Here is a 19,256-nt window from a genome sequence, read left to right as displayed (position 1 = left end):
TGGAGTCGCACATGTCAAACCCCGCCCCCGCAGACGCGGTTTCGACCGTCGATGTCAGCACCATTACCGAAACCTGTCTGGAACTGCGCGCCGGCGCGCTGGATATCGCCGTCAGCGCCCGGCGACTCCTGGAAGCCCTCTCGGTGGTCGATACCGCGCTCACCGGGCTCCCCGATCCAACCCTCGCGGTCGCCGAGATCGCGCCGCAGGTGACCATCCCACCGCAACTCGAAGCACTGGGCCTCGCCGCCGCACTGCTGTCCGGACAGCCCGCCGCCGCGCAGGCCCATGCCCGCGGTGTGGAGCTGGAGGACGCGTACTACGTTGTTGCACTGGGCATTCCCGCGCATCCCGGCGAACAGCATCCGGCGGTGAACGGGCAACTGGTGGCACGCCGACGGTTGCGCTGCGTACAAGCCGAACTCTCCGCGCGCTGTGCGGACAAGGCGCTGTGGGTGCTGCGCACCGACGGCGGCACCGTACTCATTCCGGAATCGGTCACGGCGGCAACCGAACTCGATGACCTGATCACCGAACTGGCCGCGGTGGCGCAGGTGGCGCTCACCGCCACCGTGGTGCACACCGCCACCCCCGGTATCCCGGGCGCGGCCCATCAGGCGCATGAACTGCTCGATATCGTGCATCGGCTGCAATGCAAGGCCGGGCTCTACCGATTCGACGATCTGGCCATGGAATATCAGCTCACCCGCCCCGGTCCGGGACGGGAATACCTCGGCTCACTGCTGGATCCACTGGAGGTCTACCCCGAACTGCTCGAGACGCTGCGCCGCCATCTGGGCAATGACCTGAACCGGCGGCGCACCGCGCGCGGACTCGGGGTACACGCCAACACCATCGACTACCGGCTCAAGCGCATCGGCCAGTTAACCGGCTTCGACCCGGCGCAGTCGGCCGGCCTGTGGTACCTGCGGTCCGCGCTGGTGGCGCGCACCTATCGGGCGGGAGCCGAGCATGCGCGCCAGTAGCGCGGCGAATTCGGCGTGCCGGGGCCGGGCGCGCGCGGACAGCGCCACCGACCAGATCGTCTGTGTCCCCGGCACTCCCGTCGGCAGATCGTCGAATCGATCGGCGAGCCAGTCGATCATGGCGGGAGCGCCCAGGAATTGCAGCGGCAGATGCATGCTGAGGCGATCGCGCACGTAGTGCACGTGCGCGCCCCGCCTGCGGTAGCGCTCCACCTGCGCGTCGATATCGGCCACCGCGATCACCTCGTCATTGATCGCCTGCACGATCAGCATGGGCATCACCGGAGCCTGTGCGCCGGGCCGGATTTCGTCCAGCACCGCCCGCAATTCGGGTTCGTTCAACATGGCGGCCAGGCCCGCCCGGGCATGCCGATCGGCATCGCGACCGGCGAACCGCGCCAGCAGCGGGAAAGTGGCGGTGTGTTCGGCCCGCGCCAGCAACGCCAGATATTCGTCCGAAAGATGTTCGCGCAGTGTCTGTTCAAGCTGTGGATAGGCGCGCCGCAGCGCAGCGGTGAACACCATGGCGAAGCCCGCGAAAGGTGAGCCGTTCAGGCGCACGAAGGCATTGGCGGGATCACCCACCGGAGACCCGGCGACCGCGCCCACGATATCGAGTTCGGGAGCGTAATCGGCGGCCAGTTCGGCCGCCCAGGTGGTGGCCAGGCCGCCACCGGAGTAGCCCCACAGACCGACGGAAGTGTCGGCGTCCAGCCCCAGCACCGGAAAGCGCAACGCGGCTCGAATACCGTCCAGCGCACGGTAACCCGGCTCCCGGGCAGCCCCGAAGTGCCCGCCCGGCCCCTCGTGATCGGGCACCGAGACGGCCCAGCCCCGGGCCAGCGCACTGGCGATGAGCGGCAATTCCAATTGCGGAATCGCGCCGAGCGCCCGGGCCCCGTGCCGTAATGCGTACGAGGGGAAGCACATCGGCGCTATGGCGTCGATGGCGCACTGGAAGGACAGCAGCGGGCGCGGCACCGCCGGATCCGCGCCCCAGGGCAGCAACACCGTGGTGACCGCCGCCTCGGGACGCCCGCGCAGATCGGTACTGCGGTATAGCAGCTGCCAAGCCGAGATCCGCTGTGGCACAACACCGAATAGCGCGATTTTGACCGCGCGCGTGCGCAGGATCGTGCCCGGTTCGATGCCGTCCAGTGCTTCGTCGCTGCGGTAGAACGGATCCCGGTCCGGTAGCAGCGGTTCAGAGGTGCCCATCGCCACCGATCACCCATGGATTGAAGGTGCATTCCAGCTCGTGTTTTCCGGCCGGATCCAAGGCGCGCAACACGATCGAGGCGGCGCGCGGGGAATAGTTGATCGTCAGATGATCGGACAGATCCGCGTCACACCCCTGTTGCAGGGTCACATTGTTCACGATGGCATCGGGTCCCGGTGTCAGGAAGGTCCACTCGTACGGATTGGACACTTCGTCGTGCTGAGTGCCGATGGCGGTGTACTCGACGCCGGGCACGGTGTCGCCATTGGCATTGAGGGTTTTGTAGAACGGTGAGCCCACGGCCTGCTGGATATTCGACTGGCCGATCAACGGTTCGTAGAAGCCCAGGATATTCAGGCCCATATCGGTGATCCACCGGCCGAGCGAGGCGATCCCGTTCAGCGAGGTGCCGTGCGTGGTCGCGCCCAGCGTGACCACCTTGCCGATCTTGCCCTGTCCGCCTTCGAATTTCAGGTACTGGCTGGTGACGGGACCGCCCTGGGAGTGCGCCACCACATCGACCTGGTTCGCACCGGTCGCGGCCAGCACCCGGTCCACGAAGACGGCGAGCTGCCGGGCCGAATCCTCCATCGGGCCGACGCCGTAGCGGCCGGGCAGAATCGCGCCGATGCCGCCGCCGTTCAGCACGCCCTCGCGGCCGTAGTTGAAGGAGAACACGCACATGCCCGCACTCGCGATGCGCGGGGACAGGTACGCGAAGCTGTCGTACGCGTTGAGCCAGGTGCCGTGCAGCAGCACCACCGGATGCGGATGTGCCGCCGTGGGTTTGCAGTTCCAGTCATCGGCCCCGGGCGGCGCGGCATCGGGATGCAGCAGCCCGTAACCGAAGGCGGCCAGGTATGCGGAGGCTTGCGGTCCGACGCCGCTGGTGTCGGAGGCGACGCTGGTCAGGCCCGCCGCCGGATCCGCCTGCGCCGCACCGCCCGCGAGCGCCATTCCCAGCGCGGTGACCCCCGCGCACATCGCACTGCCCAGTATTCGCATTGTCGGCATCATTGCCCTCTCCTACGTTGAATTCCCTTGTGACCGTAGGGTTCTGGCGTGTGCGGTGTCACCGTATCTGTGTCAGATGACAAAGCCGGGCATGCGGCCGGGCCGTGGATTGTGGTGCGGGACAGCTGGTCAGTCGGCGACGCGCACCAGGGCGATGGCGGTGCGGGTGAACAGCGGCGACAGCGAAGGCAGCGCTGCCGCGCCACGCTCGTGCAGACAGTTGCGCACCCGGTCGTCGATACCGCCGAGCAGCATATCGATCATTTCCGGATCCGGATCCGCGGTGAGTTCACCATCGCGCACGCCGATGCGCGCGACCGCCAGGATGTACTCGGCGAAATGCCGGTGCACCTGCGCTCGCTGCGCGACCAGCCCCGGTCCCGCCGCGAGAGTCTCCACGTACAGTGCGCGCGAGGCGGCGGGCTGGGTGGCCAGGAAGCCGAGATAGATATCGAAGGAGATGCGCACCCGATCGGCGAAGGTCACCCCGACCATGCCGGTCACGGTCTCCTGCAAATGCTCCAGCGCGGTCCGGACCGCGAGATCGTAGGCGGCGGCGAAACATTCGTCCTTACCGCCGAATACCGAATAGAAGGTGCGCCGTGCCACCTGCGCGCGGCTGACGATATCGGCGACGGTGGTGGCCGCGTACCCCAGCTCCCCCACCGCATCCAATACGGCGACGCACAGGCGCTGATACTGCGAGTGCGCCACCTGCTCCCGGCTCAGCCCGTGTCGCCCACGCGGCAACGGCCCCGGCACCCCTGCACCCTCCACACTCACCCCGCAACAATATGGCCTCCCGCCGCGCGGCGCGGCGGGACTACCGGTCCGGCCAGTACCAGGGCGGTTCCTCCAGCATGCCCAGCCCCGCGACGGTGGTCGCGCCCGCATCCTTCACCAGTTCGATGGTGTGCAGGTCCGGGGCGTGCCCGGCCAATTCCGAGAGCAGTGCGCGGGCATGGGTGACCACGATGACCTGGGTGTCCTCGGCGACCCGGGCGATGAGTTCGCCGAGCGGGCCGAGCAATTCGGGGTGCAGGCTGGTCTCGGGCTCATTGAGCACCAGCAACTCCGGCGGCCGCGGTGAGAGCAGGGCGGCCACCAGCAGTAGATAGCGCAGGGTGCCGTCGGAGAGTTCGGCCGAACCGAGCGGACGCCACAGGCCCGGTTGATGCAGCAGCAGTTCGAAACGGCCGTCGCTGTTCACGATTTCCAGTTTGCTGCCCGGAAAGGCATGGTCCACGGCCTCATCCAGGCCGTGCGCGTCACCGATCTCGCGAATGGTCTGCAGGGCCGCCGCACCATCGGAGCCGTCATGCGCGAGCACCATGGTGCGGGTGCCTATCTGTAGTCGGCGGGCGGGTGCCTCGATATCGGTGCGCAGGTGATCGTAGAAGCGCCAGCCGCGAATTCGCTCGCGCAGCACCAGCAGATCCGGGGCGCGCTGCGGATCCGCGAGTTCGGAGAGCATGCTGTCGAAGGGTTTGAGGTGGTACGGCACCATCTCCCAGCCGCCGCCCTCATCGCGCAGGCGCACCACCGGGCCGCCGCGTTCGGCCAGCAGGGCCGAGGGGCGCAGCACCGGACCGGCCCAGACCGCTTCGGCTTTGATCTCCGGATCCCGGTTGAACATGGACTCGCCCGGTACGGGGACGCCCAGATCGGCCGCGTAACCGAAATCGTCCCCGGCGAAACCGAGTCGCAGCGCCAATGGTTCGCCGCGAGAGGTGCGACCCGGCCCCGCCCAGAGCGTGGAATCGAGGCCGCCCTCACGCGCCATTCCGGCCACCGCGCCATTGCGGGAGAACTCCGCGAGCAGGCGCAGCACCCGGTACAGGCTCGATTTGCCACTGCCGTTCGCACCCGTGACCACCGTCAACTGCCCCAGTGGGACCACGACCCGGCGCAGTGAGCGGTAGTTCTCCACGGCCAGTGCGGTCAGCATGACCCCACCCTAGCCGTCGGCAATCGGGGAGCTACCTCGCTGCGGGGGCATCGGTCTCCCCGATCGCCGAATCGAAACTCGTTTGCCGGGTTCGGGACGGGCTCGTATCGTTCGCGGCCGGAGCGGTTCCGTGGAATCCGCGCAGAGCAAGCAGGAGTTCGAGTTTGGCAGTGCGTTTGGCCTGGGGCGTGATCGCGGACCGGGATCGTGGGGCATGGCTGGTCGATACCGGGGAGCGGGTCGAGGATCACGGTCAGGAGGCGCTCGCGGGCGCGGCGGTGGTGCTCGGGGATAAGAACAGCCCGGCCGCGGCGGTGCTCGCGGCCCGTGAGTCGCTCGCCGAGCTGATCGGAACCGGTGGAATCACGGTCGCCGGGGCCGGAATCGACCTCGGTGCGGGATTCGTCTCGGCGCGACTCGCGGGAACCGGCGGTGATCGCCGCGATGCCGTGCTGGCGGCGCTGCGGATCCTCGGCATGGACGATGCCCGCCGAATAGGCGAGCGAACCGCCACCCTGGTAGCACTTTTCGGCGTGACTGCCACCAAACCCGTTGGCGCGGAGGCGGAAAGAGCCATCTCCGAGGAACGCTGGGCCGCGCTCACGCTGGCCTCGGCAGCCGCGGATCTGCTCGGTCCCGAACAACTCGTGGGCGTACTCGGCTGGGAAATCCCCGAAGGCATCGATCCGATCCCCACCGGAGCGCCATCCGCGCTGGCGCTGAATCTGCGGCGAGTGCTCGAATCCTATTCGCGCCCCAGGCGTTTGGACTTGCTCGCCGATCTGTGGGAGCAGGTGTGCGCCAGGCAGCTGGCAGTCCGCACAAGGCAGCTGCTGCTCGACAGCCAGGATCTGACCGTCGAGGACGAACTGCACCGGCGCTACCGACAGCACGTCGAAACGGAGTCGGCGATCGTGGTCACCGGCACCCGGAAACAGGAGCTCTCACTCCTGGACGCAATGCACTACGTCCCCGACTGGAATGGGTTCTGGCGACAGCGCCTCGAGTGGATGATCCAGGACGCCATCGCCGCGACCGTACTCCTGCGCACGGCGGTCGCGGTGCAGGAACTCGGCGTGATCGACGGCATCGCCCTCATGCGCGATCAGATCGGCACCGCCGCAAGCCTTCCCACCAAGGGCGAAATCGTCCGCGCCAGGCGCAAGGGTTTGGGCATCAGCGACCTGCCCGCCCGCCCCGTCTGCCATCTCCGCGAAATCGACGCCTGGCTCCGCCGCCACCAAGCCATGGACGCCGCCTTCGAACGCTTCGTCCGAGCCCGCACCGCCCACGCGCTCGCCTACGGACTGGTCGTCGACAACGCCTTCAACACGCTCGTCTGCTCCCGGATCGACGTAGCCGCCCTGCCCGAGAAATGGGACTCCGAATCCCTGCGCAGCTGGCGATATGCCTTCGGCACTACCGACACTCGGCAACCCGCCGACTGGTGGCAGATCCCGCTGGTACGCAACCGCCAGGTGGACAGCCTCGCCGCCCGCCTCGCCGCGTGGGCCGACTCGGATGTGCCGGAGGCGGAGCGGGGTGAGCGGCCGTGTGAACTGGGGGCGGATCTGCTCTGGTACGGCGATCTGGCGGATGCGATCGTGCGGATGCGCGGGCACGCGCGGGCGGAGGTCGGATGGGGGTATCTCGGTCCACACTTCGAGGCGAATCCGGCGGTGCCGCAGCCTGATCCGCTGACGCCGCGGCCGGAGTCCATTCCGCTCGCGGTGGCCGGGGCGGCGCAGTTGGTGTCGCTCGGTGCGATCGCGCCCGCGCGCTGCCGGGAGTGGACCCGCCTGTGTGCCGGTTTGATGACCAGCGGGTCGGTGGCGGCGGCGTTGAGCAATGAATTCGAGGTGGCGGAGACCGTTCTCGTGCATGACGGGAGCACGTTGCCGGGGACGACCGCGCGGATTCAGATCGCGCGCAATGCCGCCCGGCTCGCGGAATGGTCGGACTATATGGGCAATTGCATTGCCGGGCCGTGGTATCAGGATCAGGCGGTACGCGGGCTGAGCATTCTGGTGGCGCTGCGCGATGAGCAGGACACCATTCAGGTCAATGCCGAGCTGCGAGCCAATCGCAGCGGCTGGCTGGTGAGCGAGATCTACGGCCGCTTCAACAGCGAGGCGGATCCCGCACTCGGAAGGGCCTTGCGGCGTTGGGTTCTCGGCCTGCGACGGACCGAACCCGAACCGGCCGAGGTGACGCCGGAGGCGCCGGCGCGGCCGCGGCGGGCGAAGCCGAATCCGTTCCTCGAACTCGCGCCTGTACTCCGGGAGGCGGTCCGGGTGGTCTTCGACGCCGCCCCCGAAACCCTGCGTGCCCTGACAGCCGTCGCCGGATCACCCGAGGCGGACCCGAAAGCCCTTACGGCCATGCGGCGTTCACCCGCGGCCCGCCTGAATCAGCTGTGCGCCGAGGCGCTGGACGCCGATCGCGTATCCCTGCCCGACCTGTGGTCGGCCGTCAATAACCGCCCACTCGCCACCGCCCTCGCGAACCTGGACCCCATACCGGCGGCGAAATATCCACGCCTGCAAACCTTGACCGCGGACGCTCAGCTTCCGTCGAAACGGTTGCGCGAGTTGGTGAAAGCCCCGGAACTGGCGCAGGCCCGCTCGATGGATCTGATCGCCCTGCGCCTGCGGAAAGCACTCGTGGAGATGGCCATGGCCGACGCGCCGACATTCGCGGCCGCGCTCGCCCGCCGTCCCTCGTGCGACCTCATCTGCACTTTCGCGATCGCGATCACGTCCAGCCCGGACCACTCCTATCCGGTAACCGCCATCTCCGACCCGAAATCCACCACCGTGACCGGCTTCCCGGTCACCTCCCTCGCCGATCCGGACGGCCCCTGGCAGCCTCGACTGCCCGCCGCCGCCGAATTCGGCGGCGGCATCGAGCAATTCTGGGAGCGGACCGCCGAATCCGGTGTGCTGATACCACTCTCGTGGCTCAAGGGCGGTACCTGGCAAGCCTTGTGGGCGCGAGCCTGGGCACCCGCCACGCGCTGAGACTCAGCGGGATTCGAGTTCCTTCAGCACCGCTTCGGTGCTGGCGACGAGGCCGATCCGGGGGAAGATCTTGGTGGTGGAATGCGTGTGCGAGTCCAGATCCCGATCGGCCACCGCGTCTTCGACCACGACCACGTTGTAGCCGTGCTCATGGGCGGCCCGCGCCGTGGACTCCACGCCGATGCTGGTGGAGATGCCGGTCAGGACGATTTCGGTAATACCCCGGCGGCGCAGTTGCAGATCGAGTTCGGTGCCGTAGAACGCACCCCACTGCCGCTTGGTGATGGGGATGTCGGTGGGAGCCACTTCGAGCTCGTCGACGATCTCATCCCAGCCTTCGGGGAAGTTCAGGCGTTTGGGCATGGTGTCGGTGATGCGCCCGGGAGCGGCGTCCACACCCTCGGCCGAGAAGGATACGCGCACAAGGACTACCGGCAGATTGTGCGCACGGAAGGCGGCCGCCAGGGTGGCGGAGTTGCGCACTACTTCTTCGCTGGTGTGCGGGAGGGTGGGCATGCCGACCACGCCGCGCTGCAGGTCGATGACGACCAGGGCGGTGTTCGGGTCGAGCAGGGGTGCGGACATGCGGGAATCCTTTTCCTGGAGAGCGGATGTCAGGGCTCGACGAGCCGAGCCAGCAGCGGGATGGCGGCGATCAGCGAATCCTGTTCCGCCGGGGTGAGTTTGGTGGCCAGAGCGGTGACGAGCCAGCCTTCCTTGGCGGCGTGCGCGCGACTCAGCAGCCGCCGGCTCGCCTCGGTCAGCGACATGATGACCTGACGCTGATCGGTGGGGTGCGGTGCGCGGGCCACCATGCCGTATTCCTCGAGCGCGGCGAGGGTGGTGCGCATGGATTGCGGGCGAACCTTCTCCGCGCGGGCCAGATCGGCGACCGACATGGGGCCGTCGGTGTGCAGGCGGCTGATCACCACCGCCTGCGACGGCGTGATCTCCAGATCGGCGCGTGCGGTGGCGCGGAGTTGGCGGAGCAGGCGGCTGGTGACCACCCGCAGTTCGGCGGCGGCCTGTTCCAGCTCCTGCGCCGTCTTGGGCCCGCCGGGATCGCTCACCGGGCCAGCATGCGACAAGTAAGCAAAACTTGCAAGTTTTACTGTCGTTATTGCACCGAACGCCATGACCGATATCCGCCGGTACAGGGCTCCCACCTGCGGCAGAGTGATGGTGGAAGATCACAGCCACGGAGAGGATCGATCGATGACGGTGAGTACCGGGTTGCCGACCGAGCACGCCGATCGGGTCGCCGGACAACCCTGGCCCGAGCTCGCCACCGAGTTGGATGAATACGGGCACGCGCTCACCGGCCCGCTGCTGACCCCGGAGGAATGCCGCGCGCTCATCGCCCTGTACGACGACGAGCACAGGTTCCGCTCCACCATCGATATGGCCCGGCATCGCTTCGGCTCGGGCCAGTATCGGTACTTCACCCATGACCTGCCCGAGACGGTGCGCGAGTTGCGCGCGGCGCTGTACCCGAAACTGCTTCCGATTGCCCGGGATTGGGCCGTCCGCCTGCGCCGCCCCGGGACCTGGCCCGCGAACCTGGAGGACTGGATCGCGCAGTGTCATGCCGCCGGTCAGGCGAAATCGTCGCAGATCCTGCTCCGCTACGGCCCGGGCGATTGGAATGCGCTGCATCGGGATCTGTTCGGCGACATGATCTTTCCGCTCCAGGTCGTGATCGGGCTGGATGCCCCGGGCGTCGACTACACCGGTGGTGAATTCCTGATGGTCGAACAGCGCCCGCGCGCGCAATCCCGGGGCGCGGCCGTGGCCCTGCCGCAGGGCCACGGTCTCGTCTTCACCACCCGCGACCGCCCGATTCGCAGTGTTCGCGGCTGGTCCGCAGCCCCTATGCGGCACGGGGTGAGCACGGTTCGCTCGGGCAGCAGGCATACCCTCGGCCTCGTCTTCCATGACGCCTGATCCACTACGGGGTGACGCGTGACCCGCACTGGGAACAACCGGCTCGGCACGGGTGCAATACACTCCGTTAATCCCTATTTCATGCTCCGGTCGATATTGCCGGGGGTGCGCGAAATACGCGGTTCGGCAATTGAATCCGACTGGTCGGATCACAATCGACACAACCCTGTGGCTCCCGTACCATCGCCCTACCGGGAGCAGAGCCGGTGAAACGGGGGCATGGGTGTGAGGAGTCGGTTACCGGCTGCCGTCCGCAATGGTGCGGAGTGGGTGCGGCGTTTCGCGCGAACAGCGCCGGGCGTACTGAGCGCGGTGGTCATCGGACTCGTGGCACTGAGTCTGATTTCCGGCATCGTGTGCGCGAATCAGCTCAGCGAGAAGCGAACTCGGCGCGATACCGTGCTCACGCACTCCGAACCGCTCGCCAATGCGGCGCAACGGCTCTATGTCGCGCTCTCCGCCGCCGATGCCACGGCATCCTCGGCCTTCCTGTCCGGTAATACCGAAACCCCGGAGGTACGAACGCGATACCGGCAGTCGCTCGCCGACGCGGCGGCCGCGCTGGCCGAGGCCACCACCGGCGCCTCCGATAAGCAGACCCGGGAAATCGTGGCGAGTATTTCCGCCGAACTGCCCACCTATACCGGGCTGGTCGAGTCGGCGCGCGCCAATAACCGGCAGAACCTCCCCGTCGGCTCGGCGTATCTGAAGCAGGCGTCCTCGCTGATGCGCGATTCGGTGCTGCCCAATGCCGAACGGCTGGAACACAATCGACTCGCGGCGCTGCGCGCGGATCAGCGCGATATCTCGACCCTGCCGATCCTGAGCGTGATCATGCTGCTGGTGCTGCTGGCCGCGCTCGCGGCGGCCTCGGTGGTGCTGTTGCGGATCACCAATCGCCGCGTCAATCTCGGCCTCGCGACGGCGGCGGGCGCGGAGGTGCTGGCGCTGCTGTGGATAGCGGTCGCCTCGATAGCCGCCACCGGCGTCATCGACACCGGATCGGGCGGTGCCACCAACCGCTTCGAAACCCTTGCGCGGGTGCGGTTTCTGGCCCAGCAGGCGCGCACCGAGGAAACCCTGCAATTGGTCACCCGCGGCGATATCGAGGACAGCGAGGGTCGATTCGGCTCACTGGTCAACGAATTGCGGGATCGGCTGGCGACCGTCGCGGCACCGGACGCCAAGGCCACCGTCGCGTTCTCGGGCTGGCTCGACGGGCATACGGTTCAGGTCAACGCGTACAAGGGCAATGACTACAACGGCGCGGTGCGCCAATCCACCGACCTCGCGCCGACCGGATCGGCGGCGCGCTTCACGACCCTGGACAACGCGCTGCGCGAGGAACTCGACGCCACCCGCCAGGACGTCCGCGATGGCGTGGACGGCGCGGGCGACGCGTTCATTCTGAGCCAGTACGGCACGCTGCTGCTGTTGCTGGCGGCGGCGGTGGTCACGGCGGGCGGCGTGTGGCCGCGAATGAAGGAGTTCCTGTGAGCGCGCGCCTGCGAATGCTGTTGCTGGCCACCGTGGCCGTGCTCGCCGCCGCGTGCGGGCAGACCCCGGATTCGGATCCGATGAGCCTGTCCGCGCAGGACGCGCTGCCGTCCGGGGCGAAGCCGGTCACCAGCGTGCCGGATCTGATCGGCAAGGGTTGCGGTGATCCGGTGGCGAGCCTGCGGCCGGGTGCGCAGCCGAGTCCGGGAAATATGCCCGCGGGCAGTGCGATGGCGGAGATCGTCAAGAATGGCAAGCTGCGAGTCGGGGTGGATCAGAACTCGTTCATGTTCGGCTTCCGTAATCCCGGCTCCGGCAAGATCGAGGGTTTCGACATCGATATCGCCCGGGAGATCGCCCGCGATATCTTCGGCGATCCGGATCGGATCGAACTGCGGCCCATCGTTTCCGCACAGCGTATTTCGGCGTTGCGGAACGGCCAGGTCGACATTGTGGTGCAGACCCTCTCACCGACCTGCGTTCGCCGCCAGGACATCGAATTCTCGACCAGTTATTTCGAATCGACCCAGCGGCTGCTGGTCGCGAAGAACTCCGGAATCCACTCCACCGCCGATCTGGCGGGTAAAAAAGTATGCGGGGTCAACGGCACGATTACGCTCGCACCCGTCCTCGCACTGCCGCAGCGGCCTACCGTTATCTCTATGAACAATTGGCTGGACTGCCTCACCGCGCTACAGCAGGCGCAGGTCGATGCCGCCAGCACCGATATCCCGATTCTCTACGGTCTGCAACAGCAGGATCCGAATCTCGAGGTGGTCGGCGAATCGATGGCGGTGGACACCTATGCCGTCGGTATCGGAAAGGACAAGCCCGATCTGGTGCGCTTCGTGAACGGCGTCCTGGAAAGGGTCCGCGGCGACGGCTCCTGGCAGCGGTTCTACAACGATCGGCTGACGGTTCTCGGTCCCACGCCCGCACCACCCGCACCCCGGTATATCGGGTGAGCGGCCATGCCCGAGCAGCCTTTCATTCTCTCGGTCGCGGAGATCGACCGCGATCTCGCCGAGCGGGAACGCGAAATCGACGCCATCGCCGCGACGCTGGTCGAACTGGATAGGCATCCCGGGCTGATCCTGTTGCGCCGATTCCCGCCGGCCGGGGTCACCGAAGCCCGCTGGTCGCCCGCGCGCGATGCCATGGATCTGCTCTGGGAGGACTTCGGACGTTTGCGCACCCTGCTCGAACAGGCGCATATGGTGCGGGTGCGGCGGCGACTGGAGGCGCTCGATCGCGAGGAGCTGACCGTACTGCTGCGCGGACAGCCGATGGAGGTGGCGCGCACCGCGATTCCGCTCGCGCAGCGGTCGTTGATCGGTCCCGGCGAGGTGATCGTGCGGGTCGGTTTCGCGGAATTGGTGGCGCGTATGCGGGAGAGCTTCCCGCGCATAGTCGAGGTGCTCGATGCCGTGGACGCGGTGAACGGCCGCATCGTGTCCGAGATCGCGCCGCTGCGTGCCGAACTCGATCGAATCGGCACCGGTCTGCCCGAATTGCGGGCGCTGGCCACCGATCTCGATGAGTTCTCCGCGCGCGCCGCCGCCGATCCACTGGCCGTCTCGGCCGCCGAATTGGACCGCCGCACAGTCGAATTCGGGGCGCGCATGCGCGATGCCGCGACGCTGCGTGGGGAATTGGCCGCCATCGCCGCCGATTGGGACGCCGCGGTCGCCCGCACCCGCACCCAGGTGGAGACGCTGCGCAAAACCTATGAGCGCACGCATTTGGCGCGAATCGCGGTGGAGCGCACCATTCTCACCGGCACACTGCCCGAGCACGCCGATGACAGCGCGGTCTACGGCTCCGAACTCACCGCCGTGGACGCGACGCCCGCCGATCCCTCGGCGCTGTGGGATCTGCATCGCCGCGTGACCGCCGCCGTAGCGGCGGCATCCGAGGCCGAACACCTGGTCCAGGGCTTACTGGACCGTCGCGCCGAATTGCGCGGCCGCCTGTCCGCCTACCGCGCCAAAGCGGCGCGCCTGGGCGTGAGCGAAGATCGAGAAGTACTGGCCTCCAGCCGCATAGCCGCGGGCCTGCTCACCCGCAAACCCTGCGACCTGGCCGCGGTCACCCGCGCCATCACCGACTACCGGCAGCTCATCGCCCAGAAAACGGGGAGACGATCGTGACCTGCACCGAACCGGGCTGCACCGGAACCATAGAAGACGGCTACTGCACCGTCTGCGGCACCGCCCCCTCGGCCGCCGCGACGGTGGTGTCCGAGGCTCAGTCCGCCCCCACGCATTGCGCCGAACCCGGTTGCGGCGGAGCGATTTCCGATGGGTACTGCGAGGTGTGCGGGACCGCGCCGTCACCGCATACGGTGGCGGCCGGGCCGAGCGGGGTGAGCCAGCCGACCAGCCGTGCGAGCAGTATCACCGGGGTCACCAGCGGTGGCACGCGATCCTCCATCCGCACCGGGCGGTCCGGGTCGTCCGGGGCCACGCGCGGGCGGTTGGGCGCGGGGATGGTGCAGGTGCCGCCGGTGGAGCCGATCGATCCGGCGGCGGCGGTGATGGCGGATCCGGTGGTGCCGGAGAGTCAGCGGTACTGCGGTAAGTGCGATCGGCCGGTGGGGCGCAGTCGCGGCGATGTGCCGGGGCGGAGCGAGGGGTTCTGCGGGCACTGCCGGACGCGGTTCTCGTTCACGCCCAAGCTGGTTCGCGGGCAGGTGGTCGGCGGCCAGTACGAGGTGCTCGGGGCGCTGGCGCACGGCGGGCTGGGGTGGATCTACCTGGCGCTCGATCACAAGGTGAACGGGCGGCCGGTGGTGCTCAAGGGCCTGCTCAATACCGGCGACGCCGATGCCATGCGGGCGGCGGTGGCCGAGCGGCGCTTCCTGGCGCAGGTCGATCATCCGAATATCGTGCGCATCTACAACTTCGCCGAGGATATCGGTCCGGATGGCGAGCCGGTCGGCTATATCGTCATGGAGTATGTCGGCGGCACCTCGCTCAAACAGTTGCTGCGCAAGCGGCGCGACGCCGACGGTGTGTGGCTGCCGCCCGCCCAGGCCATCGCCTACATCCTCGAGGCGCTGCCCGCGCTCGGCTATCTGCATTCGCGCGGCCTGGCCTACTGTGATTTCAAGCCGGACAATGTGATGCAGACCGAGGAGCAGCTCAAACTCATCGATCTGGGCGCGGTCATCGCCATGAACGATGAGCACAGCGCCATCTACGGCACGCCCGGCTATCAGGCCCCGGAGATCGCCGAGACCGGTCCCACCGTCGCCTCGGAGGTCTACACGGTCGGCCGCACCCTGGCGGTGCTACTGCTCAAGGTCCCGCACGAGAACGGCCGCCTGGGCCCGCTGCCCGGTCCAGATACCGAACCGGTGCTGGCCGCCAATCCGTCGCTGTGCCGATTCCTGCTGCGCGCAACGCATATCGATCCGATGGAGCGTTTCAGCGGTGCCGAGGAGATGTCCGATCAGCTCACCGGCGTGCTGCGCGAGGTGCTCGCCGCCGAGGACGGCCGGGCCCGGCCCGGTCTGTCCACCCGCTTCGGCCCGCCGCGCGCGGTCTTCGGCGTCGGCGACACCCTCCCGGATGATCCGCTGAAAATCGTTGCGGCACTTCCGGTCCCGCTGGTGGACCCGAACGACACCGGCGCCCCGCTACTGGCGACGCTCGGCGCGGGCACGGCGGCGGAATTGGAACGCGAACTCACCGCGGGCCTGCGCGCGGTGGTGACCGGTAAGGAGGAGTCGGCGGAGATCCCGCTGCGCCTGATTCGCGCCGCGTTGGAATCCGGTGACGCCGCCGACGCGCTGCGCCGTATCGAGGACGCCGATCCGGCCCTGGGCGGCGATTGGCGACTGAGCTGGTTCGGCGCGCAAGCCGCACTGCTGCAACGGGATTGGCCCGCCGCGGCGGCCGAATTCGATGCCCTCTACACCGCGCTGCCGGGTGAGCCCGCACCGAAGCTGGCCCTCGCGGTCACCGCGGAACTGTTGGCGCGCAATGGATCCCTGCCCGATCCCGAGCCCGCGCTGCGCAATGCCACCTCCTATTACGAGGCCGTCTGGCGCACCGATCACTCCTACACCAGCGCCGCGTTCGGCCTGGCCAGACTGCGTCGTTCGGCTCACGATCGGGACGGCGCGGTGGCCGTACTGGATCAGGTCGACCCCGCCTCGGCGGTGTACACCGAAGCCGGTGTGGCGGCTGTGGATACGCTGCTCAGTGTGGAACGCCAGGGCGAGCTCACCGAACACCTGCTGCGCGATGCCGGCAGCCGGATCGAAAAGCTCGGACTGGATTCCAAACGCCGGGCCGCCCAGGCCCGGCTACGCGTCCTCGATGCCGCGCTGTATTGGCTGCGCCTGGGACGCGTACCCACCGATCACGCCCCGCTGCTGGGCGTGACACTCGACTTACAGGGGGTGCGTACCGGTTTGGAACGCTGCTATCGCGATCTCGCGCATGAAACCGACGATATGTGGGAACGTATCGCCCTGGTGGAACAGGCCAATTCCGTTCGCCCCAGGACCACGCTGTGACCGCCCGCTGCCCCGCCTGCGGCACCTTCGCGGCGGAGAGCGACCGGTTCTGTGAGGAGTGCGGCCGCCAGCTCGGCGTGCAGCGCATCGCGTTGCCGCCCACCGCCGCGCCCGCGGTGGCCAGTGACAACACCCGCCCGACCAGTCTGGCGCGCCCCGCCACCGGCACCGTCGCGCGCTACACCGGCACCACGCTGTCCTACGATTCGGAGACCTCTCCGGCCTGCGACGGCTGCGGCGGAACGCATTTCGACGGTGACGGCTTCTGCGTGGTGTGCGGGCAGCGCGCTCGCGAACACGATCGCTTCGAGGCCGATCTGGGCGCCACGGTGCTGATCACCGATCGCGGAAACGTGCACGCGCACAATGAGGACGCGATCGCCGCGGCGGTCCTTGAGAGTGCCAATCCCGGCACCCCGCCAGCCCTGGTGCTCTCGGTCTGCGATGGCGTATCCACTTCGGAGGATCCGCAGGCGGCCTCGGGCACCGCGGTGCGCACCGGCGTCGATTCCACGCTGACCGCGCTGGCCGCCGCCCGTCCCGCCGAGGAAGCGATCATGGTCGGGCTGGCCGCGGCCGCGCAGGCGGTGCGCGATATCGGCACCCCGGACGGCCGCTCCCCCTCGTGCACGTATGTGGGCGCGATCGTGCAGTTCGACGATGCGGGCGGCGCGCGCCTGACCGTCGCCAATGTCGGTGACAGCCGGGCGTATTGGCTGGCGGCCGAGAATGGTTCGCAACGCCTCACCGTCGATGATTCGCTCGCCCAGGCCATGGTGGAGACCGGCGCCATGGACGAGGAAGCCGCCATGGACACCCCGCACGCGCATGTGCTGACCCGCTGGCTCGGCGCGGACAGCGAAAAGCAGTCCTGGTCCGACAATTGCGTGCAGACCCTGCATGTGCGCGCACCCGGCGTACTGCTCATCTGCTCCGACGGGCTCTGGAATTATCTGCCCGAGGCCGCCGGTCTGGCCCAGCTCGCGCTGGCGTCCGCACCGCTGGAGGCGGCCCGCGCGCTGGTCGACTACGCCCTGGCCGCGGGCGGCAAGGACAACATCACCGTGGCGCTGGTACCCGTTCCGTTCTCCGAGCTAATAGGAGAAGCACTGTGAGTTCCCCTGCTATCAAGGGTATTTCGGTAGCCGTCGATCAGAATCCGTACCTGGCCGAGGGTGTGCGCGTCCTGGACGCCGTCGTCTCGGTGGAGACCACCGACGAGTTGATGGTCGCCGCACCCGCACAGGAGCGGGTGGAGATCCTCATCATCGATTGCTCGGGTTCGATGGGCAATGGCGATAAGTTCGGCGGCGCCCGGAACGCCACGCTGGCGGCGCTGGAGGTCATTCCCGACGGCACCCGTTTCGCCATCGTCGAGGGCACCGACAAGGCCGAGGTGGTCTACCCCCGCGATGGCGCTACGGCGCTGGCGGACAAGCGATCCCGGCAGGATGCCCGGCGCGCGCTGGATAAATTGCGCCCACACGGCGGCACCGCCATGGGCACCTGGCTGGGCTTGTCCCGGATGATCGCGCAGCGGCATCCGGGCGCGATGGTGCACGCCATTCTGCTCACCGACGGCAAGAACGAACATGAGCGGCCCGAACAGCTCGCGGCCGAGATCAGCGCCTCACAGGGCCTGTTCAGCTGTGACTGCCGCGGTGTCGGAACCGATTGGGAGCCCAACGAATTGCGGGCGATAGCGTCCGCGCTGCACGGCACCGTCGATATCGTGAAGACCCCCGATCTGCTAGCCGCCGATTTCGCCGAGATGATGCAGACCTCGCTCGCCAAGGTGATTCCCGAACTCACCCTGCGGGTGTGGACACCGGTCGGCGCGACGGTGCGCTTCGTCAAACTGGTCGATCCGGTGATCGAGGATCTGACCGCGCGCCGCGTCGCCACCGCCGCCCAGATCGGTGAATATCCGCTGGGCGCGTGGGGTGCGGAGGAGCGCGGCTATCACGTGCAGATCGAGGTGGAGGCCGCACCACCGGGACGCGAAAAACTCGCCGCCCGAATCAGTGTGGTGTCCGGGGACGAGGTGCTGGGACAGGGTCTGGTGAAGGCGGTGTGGACCACCGATACCGATCTGTCGGCCCGCATCAGCCGCCGGGTCGCGCACTACACCGGACAGGCCGAACTGGCCCAGGTGGTGCAGGAGGGTCTGGCCGCGCGCAAACAGGGTGATGTGAACACCGCCACCGCGAAACTGCGGCGCGCGGTGGAACTGGCCAATGAGTCCGGAAACGAGAACACCGCGAAACTGCTGAAAGCCGTCGTCGAGGTGGATGATCGGACCGGTACGGTGCGGTTGCGCTCGCGCGTGGACGCCGCCGACGAGATGGCCCTGGACGTGCGCTCGACCAAGACCGCGCGGGTGCGCAAGGAGGCGGGCTCGTAATGGCGGTCTGCCCCGAAGGCCACACCTCGGCGTCGGCCGACTACTGCGATACCTGCGGATCGCCGATCACCGGGGCGGGAGCCGCTCCCGCACAACCCGATCCGGATGTGCAGGTCGCGCAGTGCCCCGCCTGTGGTGCGCTCATCGACGGCCGCTTCTGCGAGGACTGCGGCCACGATTCTGCGCTGCCCGCACCCCCGGCGTCGTTCGCCCAGCCCGCACCGGCGATTCCCGAAGTGACGGTGGTGAATCCTGAGGCAACGCTGCTGGCGGGCACGCTATGGGTCGCGACGGTGACCGCCGATGCCGAGCACTATCACCGCATGATCGCGCAGAAGGGTCCGGACGCGGATCGGGTCGCGTTCCCCAACTACTATCCCGCCCGGCGAATCCCGTTGCAGGGCAGCGATATTCTGATCGGCAAGCACAGCGCGTCGCAGGGGCTGCATCCGGATATCGATCTGGCCATCGCGCCCGCCGATATCGCGGTCTCGCGGTCGCACGCGATCCTGCACCTGAACGGCGATTCGCTCACCGTGACCGATTTGGGTTCCACCAACGGCACCTGCCTCAATGGCAGTGATACCCCGATCGCGGCCAAGACGCCGGTGCTGTTGCGGCCGGGCGATCGGATTCACGTGGGCGGCTGGACCACCATCACGGTGACCAGGGAAATCGGCTGAGCCGCCGCGCGAATCG

The 19,256-nt window shown here is 68.0% G+C and carries 16 protein-coding genes; 10 read left to right on the top strand and 6 right to left on the bottom strand.

The window, feature by feature from the left end:
* Window positions 1-11: 11 nt before the first annotated feature.
* Entirely contained in the window at window positions 12-986 is a 975-nt protein-coding gene (locus tag ACFC0O_RS37965; RefSeq protein ID WP_375966855.1) for a PucR family transcriptional regulator, read from the top strand.
* Here ACFC0O_RS37965 and ACFC0O_RS37960 read toward each other — a convergent pair.
* The 4 genes from ACFC0O_RS37960 to ACFC0O_RS37945 all read right to left on the bottom strand — a co-directional run bounded on the left by ACFC0O_RS37960 (window position 885) and on the right by ACFC0O_RS37945 (window position 5,167).
* Window positions 885-2,204: a lipase family protein gene (locus ACFC0O_RS37960; RefSeq protein WP_375966854.1), complete on the bottom strand. Its 1,320-nt coding sequence runs from the start codon at window positions 2,202-2,204 to the stop codon at window positions 885-887. The genes ACFC0O_RS37965 and ACFC0O_RS37960 overlap by 102 nt on opposite strands.
* Complete coding sequence (locus ACFC0O_RS37955) at window positions 2,191-3,222, bottom strand: esterase/lipase family protein (protein ID WP_375966852.1); 1,032 nt, start codon at window positions 3,220-3,222, stop codon at window positions 2,191-2,193. Before ACFC0O_RS37955 ends, ACFC0O_RS37960 begins: the two co-directional genes overlap by 14 nt.
* 126 nt (window positions 3,223-3,348) lie before the next feature.
* On the bottom strand, window positions 3,349-4,002 hold the full coding sequence (locus ACFC0O_RS37950; protein WP_364633276.1) for a TetR/AcrR family transcriptional regulator: 654 nt from the start codon (window positions 4,000-4,002) through the stop codon (window positions 3,349-3,351).
* Window positions 4,003-4,042: 40 nt separating this feature from the next.
* Window positions 4,043-5,167, bottom strand: coding sequence for an AAA family ATPase (locus ACFC0O_RS37945; protein WP_375966851.1), 1,125 nt, complete (start codon window positions 5,165-5,167; stop codon window positions 4,043-4,045).
* Window positions 5,168-5,331: 164 nt separating this feature from the next.
* Here ACFC0O_RS37945 and ACFC0O_RS37940 point away from each other — a divergent pair, with 164 nt between their 5' ends.
* Window positions 5,332-8,187: a hypothetical protein gene (locus tag ACFC0O_RS37940; RefSeq protein WP_375966850.1), complete on the top strand. Its 2,856-nt coding sequence runs from the start codon at window positions 5,332-5,334 to the stop codon at window positions 8,185-8,187.
* Window positions 8,188-8,190: 3 nt separating this feature from the next.
* Here the strand turns inward: ACFC0O_RS37940 and ACFC0O_RS37935 are convergent, their stop codons facing one another.
* Both ACFC0O_RS37935 and ACFC0O_RS37930 read right to left on the bottom strand, forming a co-directional pair.
* Window positions 8,191-8,772, bottom strand: a complete 582-nt coding sequence (locus tag ACFC0O_RS37935) for a hydrolase (protein WP_375966848.1) — start codon at window positions 8,770-8,772, stop codon at window positions 8,191-8,193.
* A gap of 29 nt (window positions 8,773-8,801) precedes the next feature.
* Window positions 8,802-9,257, bottom strand: coding sequence for a MarR family winged helix-turn-helix transcriptional regulator (locus ACFC0O_RS37930; RefSeq protein WP_375966846.1), 456 nt, complete (start codon window positions 9,255-9,257; stop codon window positions 8,802-8,804).
* Between the two features lie 145 nt (window positions 9,258-9,402).
* On the opposite strand from ACFC0O_RS37930, the gene ACFC0O_RS37925 reads away from it, so the two are divergent.
* The 8 genes from ACFC0O_RS37925 to ACFC0O_RS37890 all read left to right on the top strand — a co-directional run bounded on the left by ACFC0O_RS37925 (window position 9,403) and on the right by ACFC0O_RS37890 (window position 19,240).
* Window positions 9,403-10,131, top strand: a complete 729-nt coding sequence (locus ACFC0O_RS37925) for a 2OG-Fe(II) oxygenase (protein ID WP_375966844.1) — start codon at window positions 9,403-9,405, stop codon at window positions 10,129-10,131.
* A 219-nt stretch (window positions 10,132-10,350) separates the two neighbouring features.
* A complete protein-coding gene (locus tag ACFC0O_RS37920; RefSeq protein WP_375966842.1) occupies window positions 10,351-11,628 on the top strand; it encodes a hypothetical protein in 1,278 nt (425 codons plus the stop codon).
* Window positions 11,625-12,593, top strand: a complete 969-nt coding sequence (locus ACFC0O_RS37915) for a glutamate ABC transporter substrate-binding protein (protein ID WP_375966841.1) — start codon at window positions 11,625-11,627, stop codon at window positions 12,591-12,593. The genes ACFC0O_RS37920 and ACFC0O_RS37915 overlap by 4 nt, the downstream gene beginning before the upstream one ends.
* Before the next feature lie 6 nt (window positions 12,594-12,599).
* Entirely contained in the window at window positions 12,600-13,778 is a 1,179-nt protein-coding gene (locus tag ACFC0O_RS37910) for a hypothetical protein (protein WP_375966839.1), read from the top strand.
* Window positions 13,775-16,153 (top strand): tetratricopeptide repeat protein, encoded by a 2,379-nt coding sequence (locus tag ACFC0O_RS37905; protein ID WP_375966837.1) that lies wholly within the window; start codon window positions 13,775-13,777, stop codon window positions 16,151-16,153. The genes ACFC0O_RS37910 and ACFC0O_RS37905 overlap by 4 nt, the downstream gene beginning before the upstream one ends.
* On the top strand, window positions 16,150-17,268 hold the full coding sequence (locus tag ACFC0O_RS37900; protein WP_364633257.1) for a zinc ribbon domain-containing protein: 1,119 nt from the start codon (window positions 16,150-16,152) through the stop codon (window positions 17,266-17,268). The genes ACFC0O_RS37905 and ACFC0O_RS37900 overlap by 4 nt, the downstream gene beginning before the upstream one ends.
* Window positions 17,265-18,557 (top strand): VWA domain-containing protein, encoded by a 1,293-nt coding sequence (locus ACFC0O_RS37895; RefSeq protein WP_375966836.1) that lies wholly within the window; start codon window positions 17,265-17,267, stop codon window positions 18,555-18,557. Before ACFC0O_RS37900 ends, ACFC0O_RS37895 begins: the two co-directional genes overlap by 4 nt.
* Complete coding sequence (locus ACFC0O_RS37890) at window positions 18,557-19,240, top strand: FHA domain-containing protein (RefSeq protein WP_375966834.1); 684 nt, start codon at window positions 18,557-18,559, stop codon at window positions 19,238-19,240. The genes ACFC0O_RS37895 and ACFC0O_RS37890 overlap by 1 nt, the downstream gene beginning before the upstream one ends.
* Window positions 19,241-19,256: the final 16 nt, after the last annotated feature.

Origin of the sequence: Nocardia sp. NPDC056100 (assembly GCF_042266325.1) — a bacterium.
In the GTDB taxonomy this organism is placed as follows: domain Bacteria; phylum Actinomycetota; class Actinomycetes; order Mycobacteriales; family Mycobacteriaceae; genus Nocardia.
The sequence above is the reverse complement of the archived record's forward strand: the minus strand, read 5'-3'. Positions and strand labels throughout refer to the sequence as shown.

What these genes read in the sequence shown, in the direction of transcription:
- ACFC0O_RS37965 (WP_375966855.1), top strand. Translation starts at nt 12, where the DNA reads ATGTCAAACCCCGCCCCCGCAGACGCGGTTTCGACCGTCGATGTCAGC.
- ACFC0O_RS37945 (WP_375966851.1), bottom strand. Translation starts at nt 5,167, where the DNA reads ATGCTGACCGCACTGGCCGTGGAGAACTACCGCTCACTGCGCCGGGTC.
- ACFC0O_RS37925 (WP_375966844.1), top strand. Translation starts at nt 9,403, where the DNA reads ATGACGGTGAGTACCGGGTTGCCGACCGAGCACGCCGATCGGGTCGCC.
- ACFC0O_RS37960 (WP_375966854.1), bottom strand. Translation starts at nt 2,204, where the DNA reads ATGGGCACCTCTGAACCGCTGCTACCGGACCGGGATCCGTTCTACCGC.
- ACFC0O_RS37890 (WP_375966834.1), top strand. Translation starts at nt 18,557, where the DNA reads ATGGCGGTCTGCCCCGAAGGCCACACCTCGGCGTCGGCCGACTACTGC.
- ACFC0O_RS37935 (WP_375966848.1), bottom strand. Translation starts at nt 8,772, where the DNA reads ATGTCCGCACCCCTGCTCGACCCGAACACCGCCCTGGTCGTCATCGAC.
- ACFC0O_RS37910 (WP_375966839.1), top strand. Translation starts at nt 12,600, where the DNA reads ATGCCCGAGCAGCCTTTCATTCTCTCGGTCGCGGAGATCGACCGCGAT.
- ACFC0O_RS37920 (WP_375966842.1), top strand. Translation starts at nt 10,351, where the DNA reads ATGGGTGTGAGGAGTCGGTTACCGGCTGCCGTCCGCAATGGTGCGGAG.
- ACFC0O_RS37955 (WP_375966852.1), bottom strand. Translation starts at nt 3,222, where the DNA reads ATGATGCCGACAATGCGAATACTGGGCAGTGCGATGTGCGCGGGGGTC.